This window comes from Spirillospora sp. CA-108201 (assembly GCF_050936235.1).
Lineage (GTDB): Bacteria > Actinomycetota > Actinomycetes > Streptosporangiales > Streptosporangiaceae > Spirillospora.
On sequence record NZ_JBNJNE010000001.1, the window covers coordinates 9242065 to 9259988 of the forward strand.

Below are 17924 nucleotides of genomic sequence, written 5' to 3' on the forward strand. Positions count from 1 at the left end.
GTCCCCGGCCCGGGGACGGGAAGGGCCGGGCCGCTCGCGCGGCCCGGCCCGTCGTCACCGCGCCGTCACCGGCCGGTCTCGCCGGCGATCCAGCGGACGAGGCGCTGGCGGGCGACCTGGTCGGACTCCTGGGCGACCGCGCGCGGCGGCGCCTTGAACAGCCACGCCGACACCCACTCGTCGACGGCGGTGTCGCCGCGGTCCATGGCCAGCCTGGCGATCCGGGCGGCGTCGATGACGACCCCCGCCGAGTTCGGCGAGTCCGGGACGGTGAGCTGGATCTCCATGTCGATCGGCGCGCCGCCGAAGCCGCGGCCCTCGCACCGGATGAACGCCTTCTTGGTGTCGCCGAGGAACCTGACGTAGTCCGACGGCCCGATGTGGACGTCGTCCTCGCCGAGCTCGCCGTCGTAGGCGTCGGTGACCGCCGAGGTCTTGGACTCGCGCTTGGAGGCGAGGCGGTCGCGCTCCAGCATGTTGAAGAAGTCCATGTTGCCGCCGACGTTCAGCTGGTACGTCCGGTCCAGGGTGATGCCCCGGTCCGAGAACGCCCGCACCAGCACCCGGTGCAGGTAGGTGGCGCCGAGCTGCGACTTGATGTCGTCGCCGATGAGGGGCAGGCCCGCCTCGCGGAACCGGTCGCGCCAGTGGTCGCGGCGCGCGATGAACACCGGCACGTTGTTGACGAACCCGACGCCCGCCTCCAGCGCGACGCCGGCCCACCACTCGGTCGCCTCCTGCGAGCCGACGGGCAGGTAGTTGAGCAGGACGTCGACCTTCGCGGCCCGGACCTGCTCGACGATCGCGGCGCGGTCGCCGGCCGCGTCCTCGGCGACGGTGACCCGCTCGCGGTACTTGACGCCCGCGCCGTCCAGCGTCGGGGCGCGCAGCACGCGCACGTCCGCGCCGACCGGCAGCAGGTCGCCGCCGATGCCGACGGGGAGGTTCTGCCCGGCCGCGCGGGCGGTCCACAGGTCCTTGCCGACCTTCTCGACGTCGACGTCCCAGGCGGCGACGGGCTCCAGGGCGCCGGCGCCGTACGGGCCGACCTCGGGGAACATCAGGCCGGCGGTGGCGCCGGGCGAGGAGCGGTAGAAGGCCGTGCCCTCCAGCAGGGCGCGGGCGCAGTTCCCGACGCCGATGATGCCGACCCGAACGAGAGGAGTATCCATTTCAGCTTCCTATGATCGTTTCCAGGATGCGGCAGACCTGCTCTACCTCATCGTCGTTCCACGTCATGGGCGGCGCGGCCTCGGTGCCGAGGCACAGGGTGCCCGCCGCCGCGGCCTCCGCCACCGGGGGCCCCGCCCGTCCGGCCCCGCCGAAGGCGGGATGGCGGTTCAGCGGGACCAGGCCCCAGCGGTGCGTCGGGACCCCCGCGTCCGCGAGGACGCGCTCCATCCGGGCCGCCTCCTCCGGGGCCCAGCCGGGCGCCCCGAAGCGGATCTTGTGCCAGGCGGGCCGCGCCGCCTCCCCGGCCGACTGCCGCCACAGGCCGGTGCGGTCCATGGCCTCGTGCAGGCGGCCGGCGACGGCACGGGCCCGCGCCGCCCACCGGTCCAGGCCGTCCAGCCGGTGCGCCACCATGGCCATGCTCAGCTCGGACGGGCGCCAGTTGTGCCCGCCGGCGTGGACCACGGCCGCGTTCGAGCGCGACTCGCCGGCCGGGACGCCGTAGTCCCTCAGCTCCCGGAGCCGCTCCGCGGTCCCGGCGTCGCCGGTGGTGACGGCGCCGCCGTCGGGCGCGGCGACCAGCTTGGCGGAGGAGAACGACCAGGCGTGCGTCCCGTCCGCGCCGACGTGCCGGCCGTCCAGGACGCTTCCGATCGACTGGCACGCGTCGGTCAGCACGGGACGCCCGGCCGCGCGCACGCGGTCCAGCCCGTGGGGGACCCCGTGCAGGTCGACCGCGAGCACGATGTCGGCCTCGGGCAGGCGGCCGGTGACGTTGAGCGTTTCGGGATGGACGTCGGTGAACGCCAGGTCGGCGCCGATGTGCGCGGCCCCGGTGACGGTCCCGGCGAACGTCAGCGCCGGGACCGCCACGCGGGCGCCGCGCACGCAGCCCATCGCGTGGAGCGCGGCGTGCAGCGCCGAGGTGCAGCTGTTGAACGCCACCGCGTGGGGGGCGCCGGTCAGCCGCTCCATGCGGCGCTCGACCTCGGCGGTCCACGGCCCGTCCGTCCAGATCCGGGAGCGCGCCACCTCGGCGAGGAGCTTCAGCTCCGCCTCGGCGGGTTCCGGAGGCCAGCGCCGTTGTCCGAGGTTCATCGGCCGGCGCCTCCGCCGGAGGGGAGGACGGTCACCGGGACGCCTCGGCCTCGGCGGCGGTCCTGATGAGGAAGTCCGCCAGCTTGTCGATCGTGGGGTGGTCCCAGGCCAGGGTGGGCTCCACGACGAGGCCCATCTGGTCCTCGATGTCGTCGCAGAGCGTCAGCGCGGCCATCGAGTCCAGTCCCTGCGCCTCGAAGGTGGCCTCGGCGTCGATCTCCGCCGCGTCCTTCTCCAGGTACTCGGCGATCCGCTGGATGAGCCACGTCCGCAGCTCCTCGGTGGATGTGGTCAGGGTCGAGCCCGTCATGGGGTCTCCTTGCCTCGCTTGCTCGTCTCGTCTGAGAGCCGATTCCTGGCGATTGTCGCCACCATTCCCAGGGCGGCGTCACCCCTGACCATCCGCGCTTGTGTACTGCCTGGACGGGCATACCTGGAAAACGGAATTTCGTCGGGTCGAGCCTCCGGTGCAGGGAATCGCGTTTCCTCGCTCGAAGCGGTATGCCCGAATGGGCGGCCGGATTGTTCCGCGTGCGAATAATGTGCGCGAATGGACTTTCACGAAATGCACGGGGACGACGTCGGGGCCCTGGTCGGGGCGGCCGCGCGGGCGGCGCGGCGGGCCGGCCGGGCGCTGCTCGACGGCCCGGGGACGATGGCGGCCGCGCGCCCCAAGGCGGGCACGCACGCGCACGACGTGGTCACCGAGGCGGACGCCGCGGCGGAGGCGCTGATCAGGGCGGAGCTGACCGGGGCCTGCCCCGGCTCCGTCGTCGTGGGGGAGGAGGGCGGGGCCGGCGAGGCCGGGGACGGTGCCGGCGGGGACGTGCGCTGGTACGTCGACCCGATCGACGGCACGCACAACTTCTCGCGGGGGCTGCCGCTGTTCTGCGTGTCCATCGGCGTCACCCTGCGCGGGGAGCCGGTCGGCGGGTGCGTCTACGAACCCGCCCGGGACGAGACGTACACCGCCGCCGGCGGCCGGCTGCTGCGCGGCGGCCGCCCCGTGCCGCCGGGGCCGGCGCGGGCGGTGCCGATGGTGCTGACCGACCTGCCCCGGGCCGGGACCGTCCCGGACCCCGGCGAGCTGGCCCTGTTCGCCGAGCTGCTCGCCGCCGCCGACGTGCGGCGCATCGGCTCCGCGGCGCTCGCCCTCGCCTACGTCGCCACGGGCCGGGCGGACCTGGCCGTCACGCCCGACGCCTACGCCTGGGACTGCGCGGCGGGCCGGGTGCTGGTCACCGCCTCCGGCGGCACGTTCGCCGCGGTGCCCGCCGAGCCGTCCGTCCGCCGCCCCGGCGCGTTCGCCGCGTGGCGGCCGGGCCTGGACGACCTGGGCGCCGCGGTGGTCGCCGCGCTGGAGCGGTTCCCGTTCCTCCAAGGGTGGCTGGAAGACGACAACTCCCTGGCCTGAACGATCGGCGTCGCTTTTGATGGCGGAGGCCCCGCACGAACGGGCGCACGATCCGCCATGAGAGAAGAGCGTGGAGAAATGACCGAGAACATCGCGACCGACTGCCTGAACGTCGTGATCTACGTGGACAACGTGGTGGTCGGGCGCGGCCTGGAGGCCGTGCTGGACCTGTTGCCGAGCGTCGGATCCGTCCGGCACTGCACGACGCGGTGCTCGGTGGAGGCCGCCGTCGCGGAGGGAGGGGTCGACGTGCTCGTGGTGACGAGCGCGGAGGGCGCGGCGGCGTCCGAGCTCACCGCCGCGCTGCCGCGGACGAAGGTGCTGATGCTGCTGGACGAGATGGAGGCGTCCGGCTCGTCGTTCGGCGGCGCGGCCGTCGCCGACGGGTTCCTGATCCAGCAGGACCTGACCGCGCCGGACCTCGGCGAGGCGCTGGCCAGGATGATGCTCGGCGAGATGCCCATGCCCGCCCGGGTGGGCCGGGAGCTGCTGGCCCGCGCGGGCTCGCCGGTGCCGTCCGGGTCGGTGCGGCCCGCGGTGCTGACCCCGCGCGAGAACGAGACGCTCGCGCTGCTGGCCGAGGGGCTGAGCAACAAGCAGATCGCCCGCCGCCTGTCGATCTCCGACCACGGCGCCAAGCGGCTGGTCACCAGCGTCATGCTCAAGCTCGGCGCACCGAACCGGACCGCCGCCGTGGTGATCGCCATCCGGCAGGGAATGATCTCCGCGGCCTAGCCGCGGGCCGGCCATCCGGACATGCACATCCATCCGGCTGGTCGCGCGTCCATCGGTGCCTTACGCGTCCCGATCCCCCGGGCCGAGCATGGCGTGAGCCGGGCGGGAGACCGCTCGGCCCGATGGAGGAGAAGACGCGTGATCCGTATCGACCCGGGCTCGTCCGCCGCCGCCGGCGGACTGAGCCTGTTGATCGTCCTCGGTGGGGCGCAACCGGCCGGGACGCGGCCGGGCGCACCCCTCGCGCCCGCGGCGCCGGTGAGCGCCCCGGCGGGCGACGGCCCGGCGGCGCCCCGCTTCGACGTCCGAACGCTCCGGCCGGGGACCGCCCCCGGCCTGCTGTTCACCACCCCCAGCCCTCCGGCCCGCCCACGAGCGGCGGCGCGCAGGCCCCGGCGCAGAGCCCGGCGCAGGCGCAGGCGCAGGCGCAGGCGCAGGCGCAGGCGCAGGCACAGGCGGGGGCCCACCCCCAGGCGCCCGCGGTCACGGGCCCGCACGGTCCCGAGATCCTCGACGGGCGCGGGCGCCCGGTCTGGTTCCACCCGGTCCCGGACGGCCAGTTCGCCACCGACCTGCGGGTGCAGCGCTACCGGGGCCGCGACGTCCTGACCTGGTGGCAGGGCACGGTGACCACCCGCGGAGGCGGGATCGGCACCGGCTACGTCGCCGACGAGAACTACCGCGTCATCGCCACGGTGCGGGGCACGACGGCGCCCGCCGACCTGCACGAGTTCCGCATCACACCGCGCGGCACCGCGCTGGTCACCGGGTACCGGACCGTGCCGGCGGACCTGTCGCCGCTCGGCGGGGCCAAGGACGGCGAGGTGGAGGACAGCGTCGTCGAGGAGATCGACATCGCCACCGGCAGGACGCTGCTGAGCTGGAGCGCCCTCGCGCACGTGCCCCCCGCCGACAGCGACGCCCCCGTCTTCATGTACGGGACGCAGCCCTTCGACTACTTCCACGTCAACTCCGTGAGCGAGGACGCCGACGGCGACCTGCTGATCTCGGGCCGCCACCTGTCGACGGTGTTCAAGGTGGACCGCCGCACCGGCCGGATCATCTGGCGGCTCGGCGGCCGCCGCAGCAGCTTCCCGCTCGGGGCGGGCGTGCGGTTCAGCTGGCAGCACGACGCGACCCCGGCGGGCCGCGACACCGTCAAGGTCTTCGACAACGGGGCCAACCAGCTCATCCCGGGCTACGAGTCGCGGGTCGCCTGGATCCGCGTCGACCCGGCCCGCCGGACGACCCGCCTCGTCCGCCAGCTCACCCATCCCGCGCACGTCTCGTCGACGCACGAGGGCAGCGCGCAGGAGCTCCCCAACGGCAACACCTCCGTGAGCTGGGGTGCGGCAGGGCGGATCTCGGAGTTCTCGCGGAGCGGCGTCCTGCTCTTCGACGCGACGCTGCCCCGGGGCTGGACCTCCTACCGGCTCTACCGCCAGGCATGGAAGGGCCGCCCCGCCGGACCGCCCACCGTGGGCATGCGGGACGGTTCCCTGCACGCCGTCTGGAACGGCGCGACCGGCGTCGCCCGCTGGCGCGTCCTCGCCGGAGACGCCGAGGACGCTCTGAAGCCCTACGCCGAGGCCGGATGGAACGGCCTGGACACCGCGGTCCACCTGCCCTCGGGGGCGGGCGCGGCGCCGCGCTACCTGAAGGCCGAGGCGCTCGACGCCTCGGGCCGGGTCCTCGGGTCCTCGGCCGTCACCCCGAACCCGGAGGCGTCATGATCCGCGTCGGCGTCTCGATCATGTACCACCCGCGCCGGGCCGACCGCGTCCCGCCGCTCGTGCGGGACTGCGCACCGCTGGAGGCCGCGCCGGTCCGCGACCCCGACCCGGACGGCGCGCCGAGCCCGCTGCGCACCGCCAAGCGCGCCTGGGCGCGGATCCAGGACGGCGTCACGCACCACATGGTGCTCCAGGACGACATCGCCCTCGCCCCCGGGTTCGCCGAGCAGGTCCACGAGGCGGTCGCCCGGCATCCGGAGGACGGCGTCTCGTTCTACTCCCACTGGAACAGCCCGCAGAACTCCTACCTGGTCCGGCGCGCGGCGGTCGCGGGCGCCTCCTACGCCCCGCTCTCCCTCACCGAGTGGACCCCGTGCCAGGGCTTCGTCCTCCCCGTGGACCGGGCCCGGGAGCTGGCCGCCTACCTGGCGGAGATCCCCGACGAGGTCCAGGACGACGACGAGATGGTCGCCGTCTTCTGCCGCAAGCAGGGGATCCCCGTCGTCGCGACGGTGCCGCACCTGGTGGACCACGGCGTGGACGAGACGATCGTCGGCCACCGGGGCGAGTTGCGCGCGACCGTCTTCGCCCCCGGCGAGCCGGCGCCCGCCGCCCACTGGACGGGCCGGACCGCCGCCGATCCGGGCCCGTACACGGTCGAGCTGCTGGAGTCGCGGTGCGGCCTCCGCATGGTGGACCGCGACCCGGTCGAGCACAAGTTCGCCTGGCACTGGTACGACGCCTGCGGGCTGGCCGGGGTGGACCCCCGGGCGGTGCTGGACGCGGCCGGACCGCACATCGGGGGGCTGCCCGACGCGCTCGTGCCGGTGGCCGCGGAGGTGTGGGCCGCGGGGCACCTCCTCGGCGCCGACGCCGCCGGCCACCCGCCGGTCCCGCCCGGCGGAGGGCCGTTCACCCGCCACGCGATCGGGTCGTGGGTCGACTCGGGGCTGGCCGAGCCGGACCGCGCCCTGCTCGGCGGCACCGGCCGGGACGTCCTCGTCGCGCTCGGGGTCGCCGCCGTGCGGCACGGCCTCGCGCACCCCGGAGGCCGCGATGCACGATGAGCTGAGGGAGCGCGCCGCCGCGATGGCCCGGCGCGAGGCCGCCGCCCAGCTGCGGCCCGCTCCGTTCGTCCCCACCGACGGGACCGGGACGCTCGTCGCGGTCCGGCTGGTGCCGTGCCGCTCGTGCGGCGCCCGCCCGCGGGAGCGGCACTGGGCGCCGCCGTTCACGTCGCTCGCGCAGGACGCGCCCGCCGGGACGCGGGCGCCGGAGCGCGGGCCGGTGCTGGCGATGCTCGCCTGCGAGGCGGTGACCGCGCGCGCCGTGCTGCCCCTCGTGCGGACGGCGGAGCGGTTCCCCGAACTGCGCGAGGCGCGGTACCGGACCCGCGCCGTCCTCTGGGACGCGCTCTCGCCCGCGACGCCCGCGGCGGAGGCGCTGGCCCTGGTGGACGCCTCGGAGCGGTGGATCGACGCCCCGGGGGAGGCCACGGACGGCGACGCGGCGGTGCCGGACGGCGAGCCGGCGCGGACGCTGCCCGCCTCGACCCGTCCCCACCGGCGGCCGAGCGGCTGGCGCTGGCACCGGGCCGACCTCGTCCCGCACTTCCTCAGCCCGCACCGGACCCTGCCCACCCGGATCGGCGAGCACTACGCCGCCGAGCTCCGGGCGGCGCTCCGCACCGGACACGAAGGATCATAGATGACCGAGATCACCGTTCACCGGGTCCCGTTCCGCGGCGCGCGCGGCGGGACCGGCCCGTTCACCTGGGGCCAGCTCGACATGTGGGCCGAGGCGCGGCTCAGCATGGCCGGCCTCCCCTCGTTCGCCAACGTGCTCGGCGGCGGCCCGCTGCCGCCCGGCCTCAAGACCGACCGGGTGCTGGAGGCGTTCGGCCTGCTGATCGAGCGGCACGAGTCGCTGCGGACCCGCTTCCGGCCGGGACCGGACGGGGAGCCCCCGGTGCAGGAGGTGCTGCGCGCGGGCGAGCTGGAGGCGGAGGTCGCCGCCGTCGACCCGGACCAGAACCTGTTCGCGATCGTCGGCGGCTGGTGGCCGCAGATGCAGGACACCCCCTACGACCTGGTGGGCGGCCTGCCGCTGCGCGTGAGGATCGGCGCGGTCGGCGACGAGCCGGTGATGGTGATGTTCGGGATGTCGCACATGGCCTCGGACTTCCTCGGCACGCGGGTGGTGTACGGGGAGCTCCTCGACCTGCTGGAGGGCCGCGAGCCCGAGGGCGAGGCGACGCAGCCGCTGGACCTGGCGGAGGCGGAGCGGTCGGAGGCCGGGCGGCGCGTCCTGGAACGCGCCCTCGACCACTGGCGCGCCACGCTGGACGCCGCGCCGCCCGCCATGTTCCCCGCCCCTTCCCGGACGCCGGAGGAGGCGCGCTACTGGCGCGGGGACCTCTGCTCGCAGACGGCCGCGCGGGCCCTGCGCCGCGCCGCGGACCGCTGCGGGGCCGGGACCTCCACCGTGCTGCTCGCCCTGACCGCGGCGCTGATCGGCAGGCACACCGGGCTGGACCGCTGCGCGCTGCGGATGCCGTCCGGCAACCGGGGCCGTCCCGAGCTGCGGCGCATGGTGTCCACCCTCAGCCAGGAGACGCCGCTCGTCATCGACCTGCGCGCGGAGACCCTGCAGGAGGTCGTGGCGGCGGCGCGCACCGCCTCCCTGCACGCGCAGCGCAACGCCCGCTACGACCCCGAGCCGGTCGCCGCGATCAGGGACGCGTCGGCCACCGTCCTCGACGTGTGCTTCAACGACATGTGGACCCCGGTCCGCGCCGGGCGGCCCGCCGCGGACCCGGACGCGCCGCCGGCCGCGTCGGCCTTCGAGTGGAACGAGAAGGTGGACCGCGCGACCGTGGCGTTCTTCCTGGAGGCGTTCGAGGTGCTGGAGGACCCGGAGGCCATCCGCCTCAGCCTCTTCGCCGACACCGCCCACGTGTCGCCCGCGCGGATCCGGTCCTTCCTGGACGCCGTCGAGCGCCTGCTCGCCGTCTTCGCCGAGCGCGACCTCCGCCTCGACGAGATCGACCCCGTCTCCTGACCCGCCACCCCACCGAACGCACCGCAGCAGGAAGGGCGTCCGCGATGCCGCCAGCCAGGATCACCCACGTCACCTTCGCCGCGCCGCCCCAGCTCAAGATGGACGAGCTGGCCACGTTCCTGCGGGACGACGAGGGCGGTGACGCGGTCGGCGACATCGTCCGCAACTCCGCCATCGAGACCAAGGGCATGGCGGTCAACCCGCTCGTGGAGGACCCGCGCGCCTGGGGCACCGCCCGCCGGATGCGGCGCGCCCTCGCCGAGGCGCGCGCCCTCGGGCGGGAGGCGGTCGGCCGCGCGCTGGACCGGGCCGGGCTGCGCCCGGACGAGGTCGGCCTGCTGGTCACGACGACCACCACCACGCACTCGGCCCCCGGCCTGGAGTCCCTGGTCCACGATCTCGGCATGGGGCCGGACACCGAGTTCCTCTCGCTCGGCCCCATGGGCTGCTACGCGGCGGCCCCCACGCTGGCCGCCTGCCGGAACTGGGTCGAGGCGCGCGGCAGGCCCGCGGTGGCGCTGTGCGTGGACCTGTTCTCCCCGCACCTCCAGCCGCCGCCCTACGACAAGGAGCAGGCCGTCGTGCTCACCCTGTTCGGCGACGGCGCCGCCGCCGTGGTGATGCGGCCCGGCGGCGAGGGGATCGCGGGCCTGGACGTCCTCGACACCGGGCTGGTGTCGGTGCCGCGGTACGCCGGGGACCTCCAGGTCCACGTCGGCGACTCCGGCATGGACGTCCGGCTCGCCCCGACCATGCCCGACGTCACCGCCGCCGCGGCGGCCGCCCCCACCGACGCGCTCCTGGCCCGCAACGGACTCACCCGGGCGGACGTCGCCTGGTGGGCCGTGCACCCGGGCGGCCGGCGCATCATCGACCGCGTCTCCGAGGAGCTGGAGCTCCCGGCGGAGTCCGTGGCGGAGTCGCGCGCGGTGATGCGCGAGTACGGCAACACCGCGGCGCCGGCCGTCCTGGCCGTCCTCGGGCGCCTCATGGACGCCCGCCCGCTCCGGCCCGGGGAGCACGGCGTCGCGATGGCGTTCGGCCCCGGCGCCACCGTCTGGAGCGTCCTGCTGCGCGGCGCCTGACCGTCCGCCCGGAGACGCGGCGGATCCGAGACCCCGACCAGTACCGCAACGACCACCGAAGGAGCCCTCATGCTCGAAGTCATCGGCGCCGGGTTCGGCCGCACCGGCACCTTCTCGCTCAAGGCCGCGCTGGAGACGCTCGGCTTCGGCCCGTGCCACCACATGCTCGGGATGCTGGAGCGTCCCGAGGAGATCCCGCTGTGGCGGCAGGCCGCCCAGGGCGGGCCCGTCGACTGGGACGAGGTCTACCGCGGGTACCGGTCCAGTGTCGACTGGCCGGGCACCCGGTTCTGGCGGGAGCTGACCGAGTTCTACCCGAAGGCGAAGGTCATCCTCACCGTCCGGGACCCCCGGCGCTGGTACGACAGCGCGGCGTCGACGATCCACCGCGCCGCCATGGACCCCACGCCCCCCGCCACCCCCGTCCTCGCCCAGATGCGGACGATGTCGCGGGAGGTCGTGTGGGACGGCCAGTTCGGCGGGCGGTTCACCGACCCCGACCACGCGCGGGGGGTGTTCACCGAGCACAACGAGGCGGTGCGGGCCGAACTCGACCCGGACCGGCTGCTGGTCTTCGAGGTCGCCCAGGGCTGGGAGCCGCTGTGCGACTTCCTCGGCGTCGCGGTGCCGGACGAGCCGTTCCCCCGCTCCAACGACCGGGACGACTTCGAGTCGCTGCTGCGCGAGCACGTCACCGGCGGCGACCCCGACGCCGTCCCGGCGTCCTGAGCGATGCCCGGAGCGCTTGGGGGAGAGGCCGGGTGGTTCCGCCGGTTCCACCCGGCGGACGAGGGGGCGCCGCGGCTGCTGTGCTTCCCCTACGCGGGCGCCTCCGCGAGCGCCTACCACGGCCTCTCCGAGACGCTCAGCCCGGCCGCCGAGGTCACCGTCGTCCAGTACCCCGGACGGCAGGACCGCCGCCGGGAGCCGGTGCCGGTCGACCTCGCGGAGCTGGCCGGCCGGCTCGCGGCGCAGGTCGCCGGGCTGCCGCCGGCGGCGTTCTTCGGCCACAGCATGGGCGCGATCGTGGCCTTCGAGGTGGCGCGGCGGCTCGCCGCGCCGCCCCCGGTGCTGTTCGTCTCGGGGCGCCGCTCCCCGGCGCGCAGCCGCCAGGAGCGCACGCACCCCATGAGCGACCGCGAGCTGCTGGACGACATGGCCCGGCTCGGCGGGACGGACGCGCGGCTGCTGGGCAGCCCCGCGTTCGTCCGGATGATCATGCCCGTGGTGCGCGGCGACTACCAGGCGATCGACACCTACCGCTACGTCCCGGGCCCGCCGCTGGCCTGCCCGATCGTGGTGCTGGCGGGCGACGCCGACCCGATGACCCCGGTCGAGGACGCGCTGGCCTGGCGGGAGCACGGCGCCGGTGACGGCGCCGAGTTCGTCCTCCCCGGCGGGCACTTCTTCCTCGACGAGCACCGGGAGGCGGTCGCGGAGATCGTGCTCGACCGGCTGGCGGCGGACTAGCGGGGCGGGACGGACCGAGGGCGGCCGGCGCGGGCCGGTCGCCCCGTCCCGCATGCCGCCGCGCCCTGCTCCCGCCTGCCCCGGCTGCCCCGGGCTGCCCGATGGGGCAGGACAAGAGGAGGAACCGATGGAGGCTCCTCAGCCGCGGCCGCCCCGTGGAGCCTCGGTGTCTTGTGGACGCCATCGAGAAAGCCGCCGCCCGAGCAGTGCCCCATGACCGAGCAGCGCCTCATGACAGCTCCGGACCCCATGACAGGGCCGCACCTCATGACAGCGCCGCACCCCACGACGACGGAGACGCCCCGCTGTACCGCGACCCCCGGGCGCCGGTCGCGGCCCGGGTCGAGGACCTCCTGGCCCGGATGAGCCTGGACGACAAGATCGGCCAGATGACCCAGGCGGAGCGCCTGGAGGCCGGCGCGGCGGACGTCACCGCGTACCGGCTCGGCTCGGTGCTGTCGGGGGGCGGGTCGGTGCCCGCGCCGAACGACCCGGTGACCTGGGCGGACATGTACGACGACTTCCAGCGCGCCGCCCTGGCGACCCCGCTCGGCATCCCGATCCTGTACGGCGTCGACGCCGTGCACGGGCACGGCAACGTGGTCGGCGCGACGCTCTTCCCGCACAACATCGGGCTCGGCGCGACCCGCGACCCCGCGCTGGTCCGCGACATCGGCGCCGCGGTGGCCGAGGAGGTGTCGGGCACCGGCATCACCTGGAACTTCGCGCCGTGCCTCGGGGTCGTGCGCAACCCGCGCTGGGGACGCACCTACGAGTCGTTCGGCGAGCTGCCCGAGCTGCCGACCGCCATGACGTCGTTCATCAGCGGGCTCCAGGGCCCGCGCGTCGGCCCCCGGCCCTCGGTCATGGCGACCGCGAAGCACTTCGTCGGGGACGGCGGCACCAAGGACGGCGACGACCAGGGCGACACGCGGCTCGCCGAGGAGGAGCTGCGGGCGCTGCACCTGCCGCCGTTCCTCGCCGCCCTGGAGCGCGGCGTCGGATCGGTCATGATCTCCCACAGCTCGTGGAACGGGCTGCGCCTGCACGGCCACCGGTACCTGGTCACCGAGGTGCTCAAGGAGGAGCTCGGCTTCTCCGGGATCGTCGTGTCCGACTGGAACGGCCTCGACATGATCTACGAGGCCGACGCGTTCGGCCCGGCCGAGGTCCGCGCGGCGGTCAACGCCGGCATCGACATGGTCATGGTCCCCGAGGAGTGGCGGCGGTTCATCGCGACGCTGCGCGCCGAGGTGCTGGCCGGGCGGGTGCCGATGGCGCGCATCGACGACGCCAACCGGCGCATCCTGACCAGGAAGGTCGAGCAGGGCCTGTTCGAGCATCCGCTGACCGACCGCGCCTACACCGCGCGGATCGGCGGGCCCGAGCACCGCGCCCTCGCCCGCCGGGCCGTGGCCGCCTCCCTGGTGGTCCTCAGGAACGAGGGGGGCCTGCTCCCGCTCGCCCCCGGCCTCGACGAGATCTTCGTCGCCGGGCGCAGCGCCCACGACATCGGGATGCAGTGCGGGGGCTGGACCGTGAGCTGGCAGGGCGAGCCCGGGCCCGTCACCGCGGGGACGACGATCCTGGACGGCATCCGCGCCGCCGCGGGCCCCGGCACGACCATCCGGTACCACCCGGACGGCCACGGCGTGAGCCCCTCCTGCAAGGTCGCCGTCGCGGTCGTGGGGGAGGAGCCGTACGCCGAGGACGAGGGCGACCGGCCGGCCGGGATGGGCCTGGACCCGGTGGACCTGGAGACCATCGCGAGGCTGCGCGCCTCCGGGGCCCCCGTCGTGGTGCTGCTGGTGAGCGGGCGTCCCCTGGACGTCGCGGCGGAGCTGCCCGGCTGGGACGCGCTGGTCGCCTGCTGGCTGCCCGGCACCGAGGGGCGGGGCGTCGCCGACGTGCTGTTCGGCGCCGCCGCCGCCACCGGGAGGCTGCCCGTCACCTGGATGCGCAGCGCCGACCAGCTGCCCGTCAACCACGGCGACGGCCAGGACCCGCTCTTCCCCTACGGGTTCGGCCTGACCTACCCGGCCCGCCCGTGACCGCGCACACGGAGCGCGGGGCGCGGCCGCCGCGGGAGGCGCGGGCGGCGCACCGGCGGCGGATCGCCCGCCTGGCGGTGCCCATGGCGGCCGCGCAGCTGCTCGCCATCATGGTGCCGATCGCGATCGTCGCCATCCTGGGCTGGATGGGCGACGAGGCCATCCGCGTCCGCTCGCTGTACTTCCCGCTGGCGTTCCTGTTCTTCGGGGTCCAGGTCGCGTTCGACGTCACCAACCAGACGATCACGGCGCTGCGGACGGGGCGCGGCGAGCGGGACGTGGGCGCCACGACGATGAGCGTGGCCCTGGTCTGGGCCGGCACGGGGCTCGCGCTCGGGATCGGGCTGAGCGTCGCGGCGCCGGCCCTGGCGGACGTCCTCGGCGCGGACGCGCAGGGCGGGGACCTGTTCGTTCGGTTCCTGCGGTGGATGTCGCTCGCCAACCTCACGCTGGCGTGGCCGGTGCTGTGCGCGTCCGCGCTGCGCGGCGCGGGCCGCGCCGGACCGGCGGCACTGATCATGCTGGTGGGCAGCGCGGTGGAGGTCGCCGGGCTCGCGGTGCTGGGCTTCGGCTGCGGGCTGGACATCGCGGCGCTGCCGCTGGCGACGGCCCTCAACGGCCTCACCGCCGGGGCGTTCGGCATGGTCGTCCTCGCCCGGACGGGGCTGCTGCGGGAGTGGGGCTGGCGGCCGGAGGTCCTCGGCTACCTGCTGCGGACCGGCGTGCCGGTCAGCCTCACCAACATCGTGATGTTCGGCATGAACTTCGCGTTCGTGATGATGCTCAAGCCGTTCGGCCCGGACGTGATCGCCGGTTTCGCGACCGCGACGACGGTCCAGAACCTCGTCATCATGCCGGCCGTCGTGCTCGGCTCGGCCGCGGCCATCGTGATGAACCAGAGCCTCGGCGCGTCCGGGCGGGAGCAGGTCGCCGCGGTGCTCGGCGCCGCGCTGCGCACGACGCTGGCCGTGTACGCCGTGATCGTCCCCGTGCTGTGGCTGCTGCGCGGCGCCATCGGCCACCTGACGGCGGAGAACGCGCGGATCGCGAGCGAGACCGCCCGCTACCTCGCGATCGTGGGCCCGAGCTTCGTGGTCCTCGGGCTGGTGCTCACCGCGCTCATGGCGCTGGAGCAGACCGGCGGCGCCCGCCTCGCGCTCGCCGCGTCGGCGGTGTACGTCGCCGGGTCGGTCGGCATCGGCGCGCTGGCCGGCCGGGGCGCCGGCGGCCCGGTCCCGCTGTACGCGACGATCGGCGCCATGAACACCGCCGGGGTCCTCGCGGTGCTCGCCGCGGTGGCGTTCGTGCGCGCCCAGGACCGGCGCAGGAGGACGTCGCGCGAGGAGCCCGCCTGGGGCGCCGCGCCGCCGTCCCCCGTCGGCCCTGACTGACCGGCGGACCGGCGGACCGGCCGGCCGTCCGCCCGGACGCGCCGCGCCGTCCCGTCCCCTCGAAGGTGCGCCCGATCGGCGCTGGGCGGGCCGCGCGGGCGTGCATAGCGTGAGCCGCGCCTGCCCGTCCGGGCGGCCCTGCCCGGACGCCGCCGCAGCGAGAGGACACCATGGGCGAGACGACCGAACCCGCGACCGCGGCCATGCCGGACTACGCCGCCATCCGGCGGATCAACGTGACGACCCTGCGCGACGGGGTGGCGCCCGGCCACCTGTTCCTGTCGCCGCAGTCCATCATGGAGCCCGGCGCCCCGCACGGCCTCCAGATCACCGACGACCGGGGGCGGGTGGTCTGGTACCTCCCGCTGCCGGAGGGGGAGTTCGCCACCAACCTGCGCGTGCAGCGATACCGGGGTCGGCCGGTGCTGACCTGGTGGCAGGGGGAGGCGAGCGACACCGGAGTCGGCACGGGCACCTGCTACGTCGCCGACGCCTCCTACCGGGTCATCGCCTCGGTCCGGCTCGGCGGCGGCCTGCCGGTCGACCTGCACGAGTTCCTGCTGACCGACCGCGGCACCGCGCTGGTCGTCGGCTACCAGAACAGGCCGTGGGACCTGTCGCCGGTCGGCGGCTCCGCCGGCGGCACGGCGATCGACAGCGTCGTCGAGGAGATCGACGTGGCGACCGGCGAGGTGCTGCTGCACTGGAGCGGCCTGGAGCACATCCCCCTCGGCGAGAGCGACCTGCCCGTGGCGCTGGCCGGGGACGGGCCCTGGGACCACCTGCACGTCAACGCCGTCGGCGTGGACGACGACGGCGACCTGGTGATCACCGCCCGCAGCTCCCAGGCGGTGTACAAGGTCGACCGGCGGACCGGCGAGGTGCGCTGGAAGCTCGGCAGCGGCGCCAGCACGTTCGCGCTCGGGGTGGGGGTGCGGTTCAACTGGCCGCACGACGCGCAGCCCGTCGGCGGGAACGTCCACCGGATCTTCGACAACGGGGCCAACATCGGCATGCTCGGATACGAGTCGCGGGTGGTGTGGGTGCGCGTCGACCCCGAGAACGGGGTCGCCGCGCACGTCAGGCAGATCACCCACCCCGAGCACCTGTCGTGCCCCGTCGAGGGCGGCGCGTTCGGGCTGCCGAACGGCAACACGCTCGTGGGCTGGGGAGCCGCGGGGAGGATCTCGGAGTTCTCCCCGGACGGCGAGCTGCTGTTCGACGCCGAGATGCCCGAGGGGCCCCTCTGGAGCACCTACCGCGTCTACCGGCACGAGTGGGACGGGCGGCCGGACGCGCCGCCGGAGGCGCGCCTCGACGGCGGCCAGGTCCACGCGGTCTGGAACGGCGCCACCGGCGTCGCCCGGTGGAGGCTGTCGGCCGGTCCGTCCCGGGACGGCCTGCGCGAGGCCGACACCGTCGAGTGGGACGGCTTCGACACCGCGATCAAGCTGCCCGACGCGCACGGGGCCGCCTTCGTCAGGGTCGACGCGCTCGACGCGGACGGGCGCACGATCGGCTCCTCGCCGGTCACGCCGACCGAGCGGTGACCGGTCGCAGGAGCGCTCGGACGGCGACCGACGGAGCCGGAGGCCGGGCATGAAGGTGTGGGAGACCCAGGAGTTCCTCTTCGACGACGGGCCGGACGCCAGGGTCCTCGACTATCCGTTCTACGGGCTCGAACTGGCCCTGGCGCGCCTCCGCCGGCGCAACCCGCCCGCCGCGCCGTGGTGGAGGAGGTACGTCCGGACGTGGCAGAGGTTCGAGCCGGGCCGGGCGCTCCCGAGCGGGTTGGACGCACAGGAGGGCGAGCCGCTCATCTACGGCCTCTCCCAGGTCTGGAACGAGGACGACGTCATCTACGCGACGGTCAGGAACCTCTTCCTGGAGGGGGCCGACGAGGTCTTCGTCCTGGACGACGCCTCCGACGACGACTCGGCGTCGGAGGCGGAGGCGGCGGGCGCGACCGTCCTGCGGGACCGGAGCGACGGCAGGTTCGACGAGCTGCGGCGCAGCAGGAGGATGCTGGAGGTCGTCGACGAGCGGACCCGGGCCGCGGGGCGCCCGGTGTGGTGGGTCGTCGTGGACGCCGACGAGTTCCCGCGCGGTCCGGAGGGGGCCACGATCCGCGACCTCGTCCGGACGCTGCCGCCGTCGGTGGACACCGTCGGCAGCCGCGTCCTGGAGCACTACCCGGACCGGACGTCGGCGCCGAAGCCCCGGCACCACCCGCTGGACGAGCTGCCGAACGCCCGCCGGCACGACAACCCGTCGTGCCCGGCGGGGCACTGGAAGCACCAGCTGCTCCGCGTCCGCGAGCCCGGCTCGCTCCGCTTCATGTTCGGCCGGCACACCATCGCCGCCCCGCCCGGCGGGAGGCCCGTCGTGGAGAGCGAGGCGTCGCTGCTGATGCACCACTTCCCGCTGCGGGGCCGGGAGTGGACGGAGGAGAAGTTCCGGCTGGCGGGCTCGGCGACCGGCCGCTACGGCGCGAGCTCGGACTCGTTCGTCAAGCGGCGGCTGGAGAAGCGGCTGCGGATGCTCGGCCTCGCCTACGCGGAGGAGTACCACCTGCTGCCCAACATGTTCCCGGGGGAGCCGAGGACGGGCACGCCGGTGCGGGACTGGCGGGAACTGGTCCCGCCGGCGGAGCGCGCCTGCCGGCACGAGCCCGGCGCCCCCATGTGAGGACCGGCGCGAGGGACGCCGGGGCC

Annotated in this window: 16 protein-coding genes; 13 read left to right on the forward strand and 3 right to left on the reverse strand. The window is 75.3% G+C overall.

Annotation, left to right across the window (positions count from 1 at the left end; all coding sequences use genetic code 11):
* Positions 1-65: 65 nt before the first annotated feature.
* Genes ACQEU6_RS44170 through ACQEU6_RS44180 form a run of 3 tightly spaced genes read right to left on the reverse strand, consistent with a single transcriptional unit; the run spans position 66 to position 2581 of the window.
* Positions 66-1172: an inositol-3-phosphate synthase gene (locus tag ACQEU6_RS44170; protein ID WP_499339769.1), complete on the reverse strand. Its 1107-nt coding sequence runs from the start codon at positions 1170-1172 to the stop codon at positions 66-68.
* Between the two features lies 1 nt (position 1173).
* The gene (locus ACQEU6_RS44175; RefSeq protein ID WP_499339770.1) at positions 1174-2271 is read right to left on the reverse strand and encodes a DegT/DnrJ/EryC1/StrS family aminotransferase; all 1098 of its coding nucleotides are present in this window, start codon (positions 2269-2271) and stop codon (positions 1174-1176) included.
* 31 nt (positions 2272-2302) lie between these two features.
* Positions 2303-2581, reverse strand: coding sequence for an acyl carrier protein (locus tag ACQEU6_RS44180; protein ID WP_499339771.1), 279 nt, complete (start codon positions 2579-2581; stop codon positions 2303-2305).
* 240 nt (positions 2582-2821) lie between these two features.
* Here ACQEU6_RS44180 and ACQEU6_RS44185 point away from each other — a divergent pair, with 240 nt between their 5' ends.
* The 13 genes from ACQEU6_RS44185 (at position 2822) to ACQEU6_RS44245 (ending at position 17898) form a co-directional block, all read left to right on the forward strand.
* On the forward strand, positions 2822-3685 hold the full coding sequence (locus ACQEU6_RS44185; protein ID WP_499339772.1) for an inositol monophosphatase family protein: 864 nt from the start codon (positions 2822-2824) through the stop codon (positions 3683-3685).
* Positions 3686-3763: 78 nt separating this feature from the next.
* Entirely contained in the window at positions 3764-4420 is a 657-nt protein-coding gene (locus ACQEU6_RS44190) for a helix-turn-helix transcriptional regulator (RefSeq protein WP_499339773.1), read from the forward strand.
* Positions 4421-4542: 122 nt separating this feature from the next.
* Positions 4543-6153, forward strand: coding sequence for an arylsulfotransferase family protein (locus tag ACQEU6_RS44195; RefSeq protein WP_499339774.1), 1611 nt, complete (start codon positions 4543-4545; stop codon positions 6151-6153).
* Complete coding sequence (locus ACQEU6_RS44200) at positions 6150-7220, forward strand: hypothetical protein (RefSeq protein ID WP_499339775.1); 1071 nt, start codon at positions 6150-6152, stop codon at positions 7218-7220. Before ACQEU6_RS44195 ends, ACQEU6_RS44200 begins: the two co-directional genes overlap by 4 nt.
* The gene (locus tag ACQEU6_RS44205; protein ID WP_499339776.1) at positions 7210-7860 is read left to right on the forward strand and encodes a hypothetical protein; all 651 of its coding nucleotides are present in this window, start codon (positions 7210-7212) and stop codon (positions 7858-7860) included. The genes ACQEU6_RS44200 and ACQEU6_RS44205 overlap by 11 nt, the downstream gene beginning before the upstream one ends.
* Positions 7861-9213 carry a condensation domain-containing protein gene (locus tag ACQEU6_RS44210; protein ID WP_499339777.1) on the forward strand — a complete coding sequence of 451 codons (1353 nt, stop codon included), beginning with the start codon at positions 7861-7863 and terminating at the stop codon, positions 9211-9213.
* Positions 9214-9257: 44 nt separating this feature from the next.
* On the forward strand, positions 9258-10298 hold the full coding sequence (locus tag ACQEU6_RS44215; protein WP_499339778.1) for a type III polyketide synthase: 1041 nt from the start codon (positions 9258-9260) through the stop codon (positions 10296-10298).
* 69 nt (positions 10299-10367) lie between these two features.
* Complete coding sequence (locus ACQEU6_RS44220) at positions 10368-11027, forward strand: sulfotransferase family protein (RefSeq protein ID WP_499339779.1); 660 nt, start codon at positions 10368-10370, stop codon at positions 11025-11027.
* Between the two features lie 3 nt (positions 11028-11030).
* On the forward strand, positions 11031-11768 hold the full coding sequence (locus ACQEU6_RS44225) for a thioesterase II family protein (RefSeq protein WP_499339780.1): 738 nt from the start codon (positions 11031-11033) through the stop codon (positions 11766-11768).
* A 362-nt stretch (positions 11769-12130) separates the two neighbouring features.
* Entirely contained in the window at positions 12131-13819 is a 1689-nt protein-coding gene (locus ACQEU6_RS44230; protein ID WP_499339781.1) for a glycoside hydrolase family 3 protein, read from the forward strand.
* Positions 13816-15210, forward strand: coding sequence for an MATE family efflux transporter (locus ACQEU6_RS44235; protein ID WP_499339782.1), 1395 nt, complete (start codon positions 13816-13818; stop codon positions 15208-15210). Before ACQEU6_RS44230 ends, ACQEU6_RS44235 begins: the two co-directional genes overlap by 4 nt.
* Positions 15211-15380: 170 nt before the next feature.
* Positions 15381-16760 carry an arylsulfotransferase family protein gene (locus tag ACQEU6_RS44240; protein ID WP_499339783.1) on the forward strand — a complete coding sequence of 460 codons (1380 nt, stop codon included), beginning with the start codon at positions 15381-15383 and terminating at the stop codon, positions 16758-16760.
* Positions 16761-16809: 49 nt separating this feature from the next.
* The gene (locus tag ACQEU6_RS44245; protein WP_499339784.1) at positions 16810-17898 is read left to right on the forward strand and encodes a hypothetical protein; all 1089 of its coding nucleotides are present in this window, start codon (positions 16810-16812) and stop codon (positions 17896-17898) included.
* The last annotated feature ends 26 nt before the right edge of the window (positions 17899-17924 follow it).

Bases quoted from the DNA above. Each gene is read 5' to 3' on its own strand.
- ACQEU6_RS44195 (WP_499339774.1), top strand. From the start codon at position 4,543: ATGGAGGAGAAGACGCGTGATCCGTATCGACCCGGGCTCGTCCGCCGC.
- ACQEU6_RS44205 (WP_499339776.1), top strand. From the start codon at position 7,210: ATGCACGATGAGCTGAGGGAGCGCGCCGCCGCGATGGCCCGGCGCGAG.
- ACQEU6_RS44200 (WP_499339775.1), top strand. From the start codon at position 6,150: ATGATCCGCGTCGGCGTCTCGATCATGTACCACCCGCGCCGGGCCGAC.
- ACQEU6_RS44185 (WP_499339772.1), top strand. From the start codon at position 2,822: ATGGACTTTCACGAAATGCACGGGGACGACGTCGGGGCCCTGGTCGGG.
- ACQEU6_RS44210 (WP_499339777.1), top strand. From the start codon at position 7,861: ATGACCGAGATCACCGTTCACCGGGTCCCGTTCCGCGGCGCGCGCGGC.
- ACQEU6_RS44190 (WP_499339773.1), top strand. From the start codon at position 3,764: ATGACCGAGAACATCGCGACCGACTGCCTGAACGTCGTGATCTACGTG.
- ACQEU6_RS44240 (WP_499339783.1), top strand. From the start codon at position 15,381: ATGGGCGAGACGACCGAACCCGCGACCGCGGCCATGCCGGACTACGCC.
- ACQEU6_RS44170 (WP_499339769.1), bottom strand. From the start codon at position 1,172: ATGGATACTCCTCTCGTTCGGGTCGGCATCATCGGCGTCGGGAACTGC.
- ACQEU6_RS44230 (WP_499339781.1), top strand. From the start codon at position 12,131: ATGAGCCTGGACGACAAGATCGGCCAGATGACCCAGGCGGAGCGCCTG.
- ACQEU6_RS44180 (WP_499339771.1), bottom strand. From the start codon at position 2,581: ATGACGGGCTCGACCCTGACCACATCCACCGAGGAGCTGCGGACGTGG.
- ACQEU6_RS44245 (WP_499339784.1), top strand. From the start codon at position 16,810: ATGAAGGTGTGGGAGACCCAGGAGTTCCTCTTCGACGACGGGCCGGAC.
- ACQEU6_RS44220 (WP_499339779.1), top strand. From the start codon at position 10,368: ATGCTCGAAGTCATCGGCGCCGGGTTCGGCCGCACCGGCACCTTCTCG.
- ACQEU6_RS44215 (WP_499339778.1), top strand. From the start codon at position 9,258: ATGCCGCCAGCCAGGATCACCCACGTCACCTTCGCCGCGCCGCCCCAG.
- ACQEU6_RS44175 (WP_499339770.1), bottom strand. From the start codon at position 2,271: ATGAACCTCGGACAACGGCGCTGGCCTCCGGAACCCGCCGAGGCGGAG.
- ACQEU6_RS44225 (WP_499339780.1), top strand. From the start codon at position 11,031: ATGCCCGGAGCGCTTGGGGGAGAGGCCGGGTGGTTCCGCCGGTTCCAC.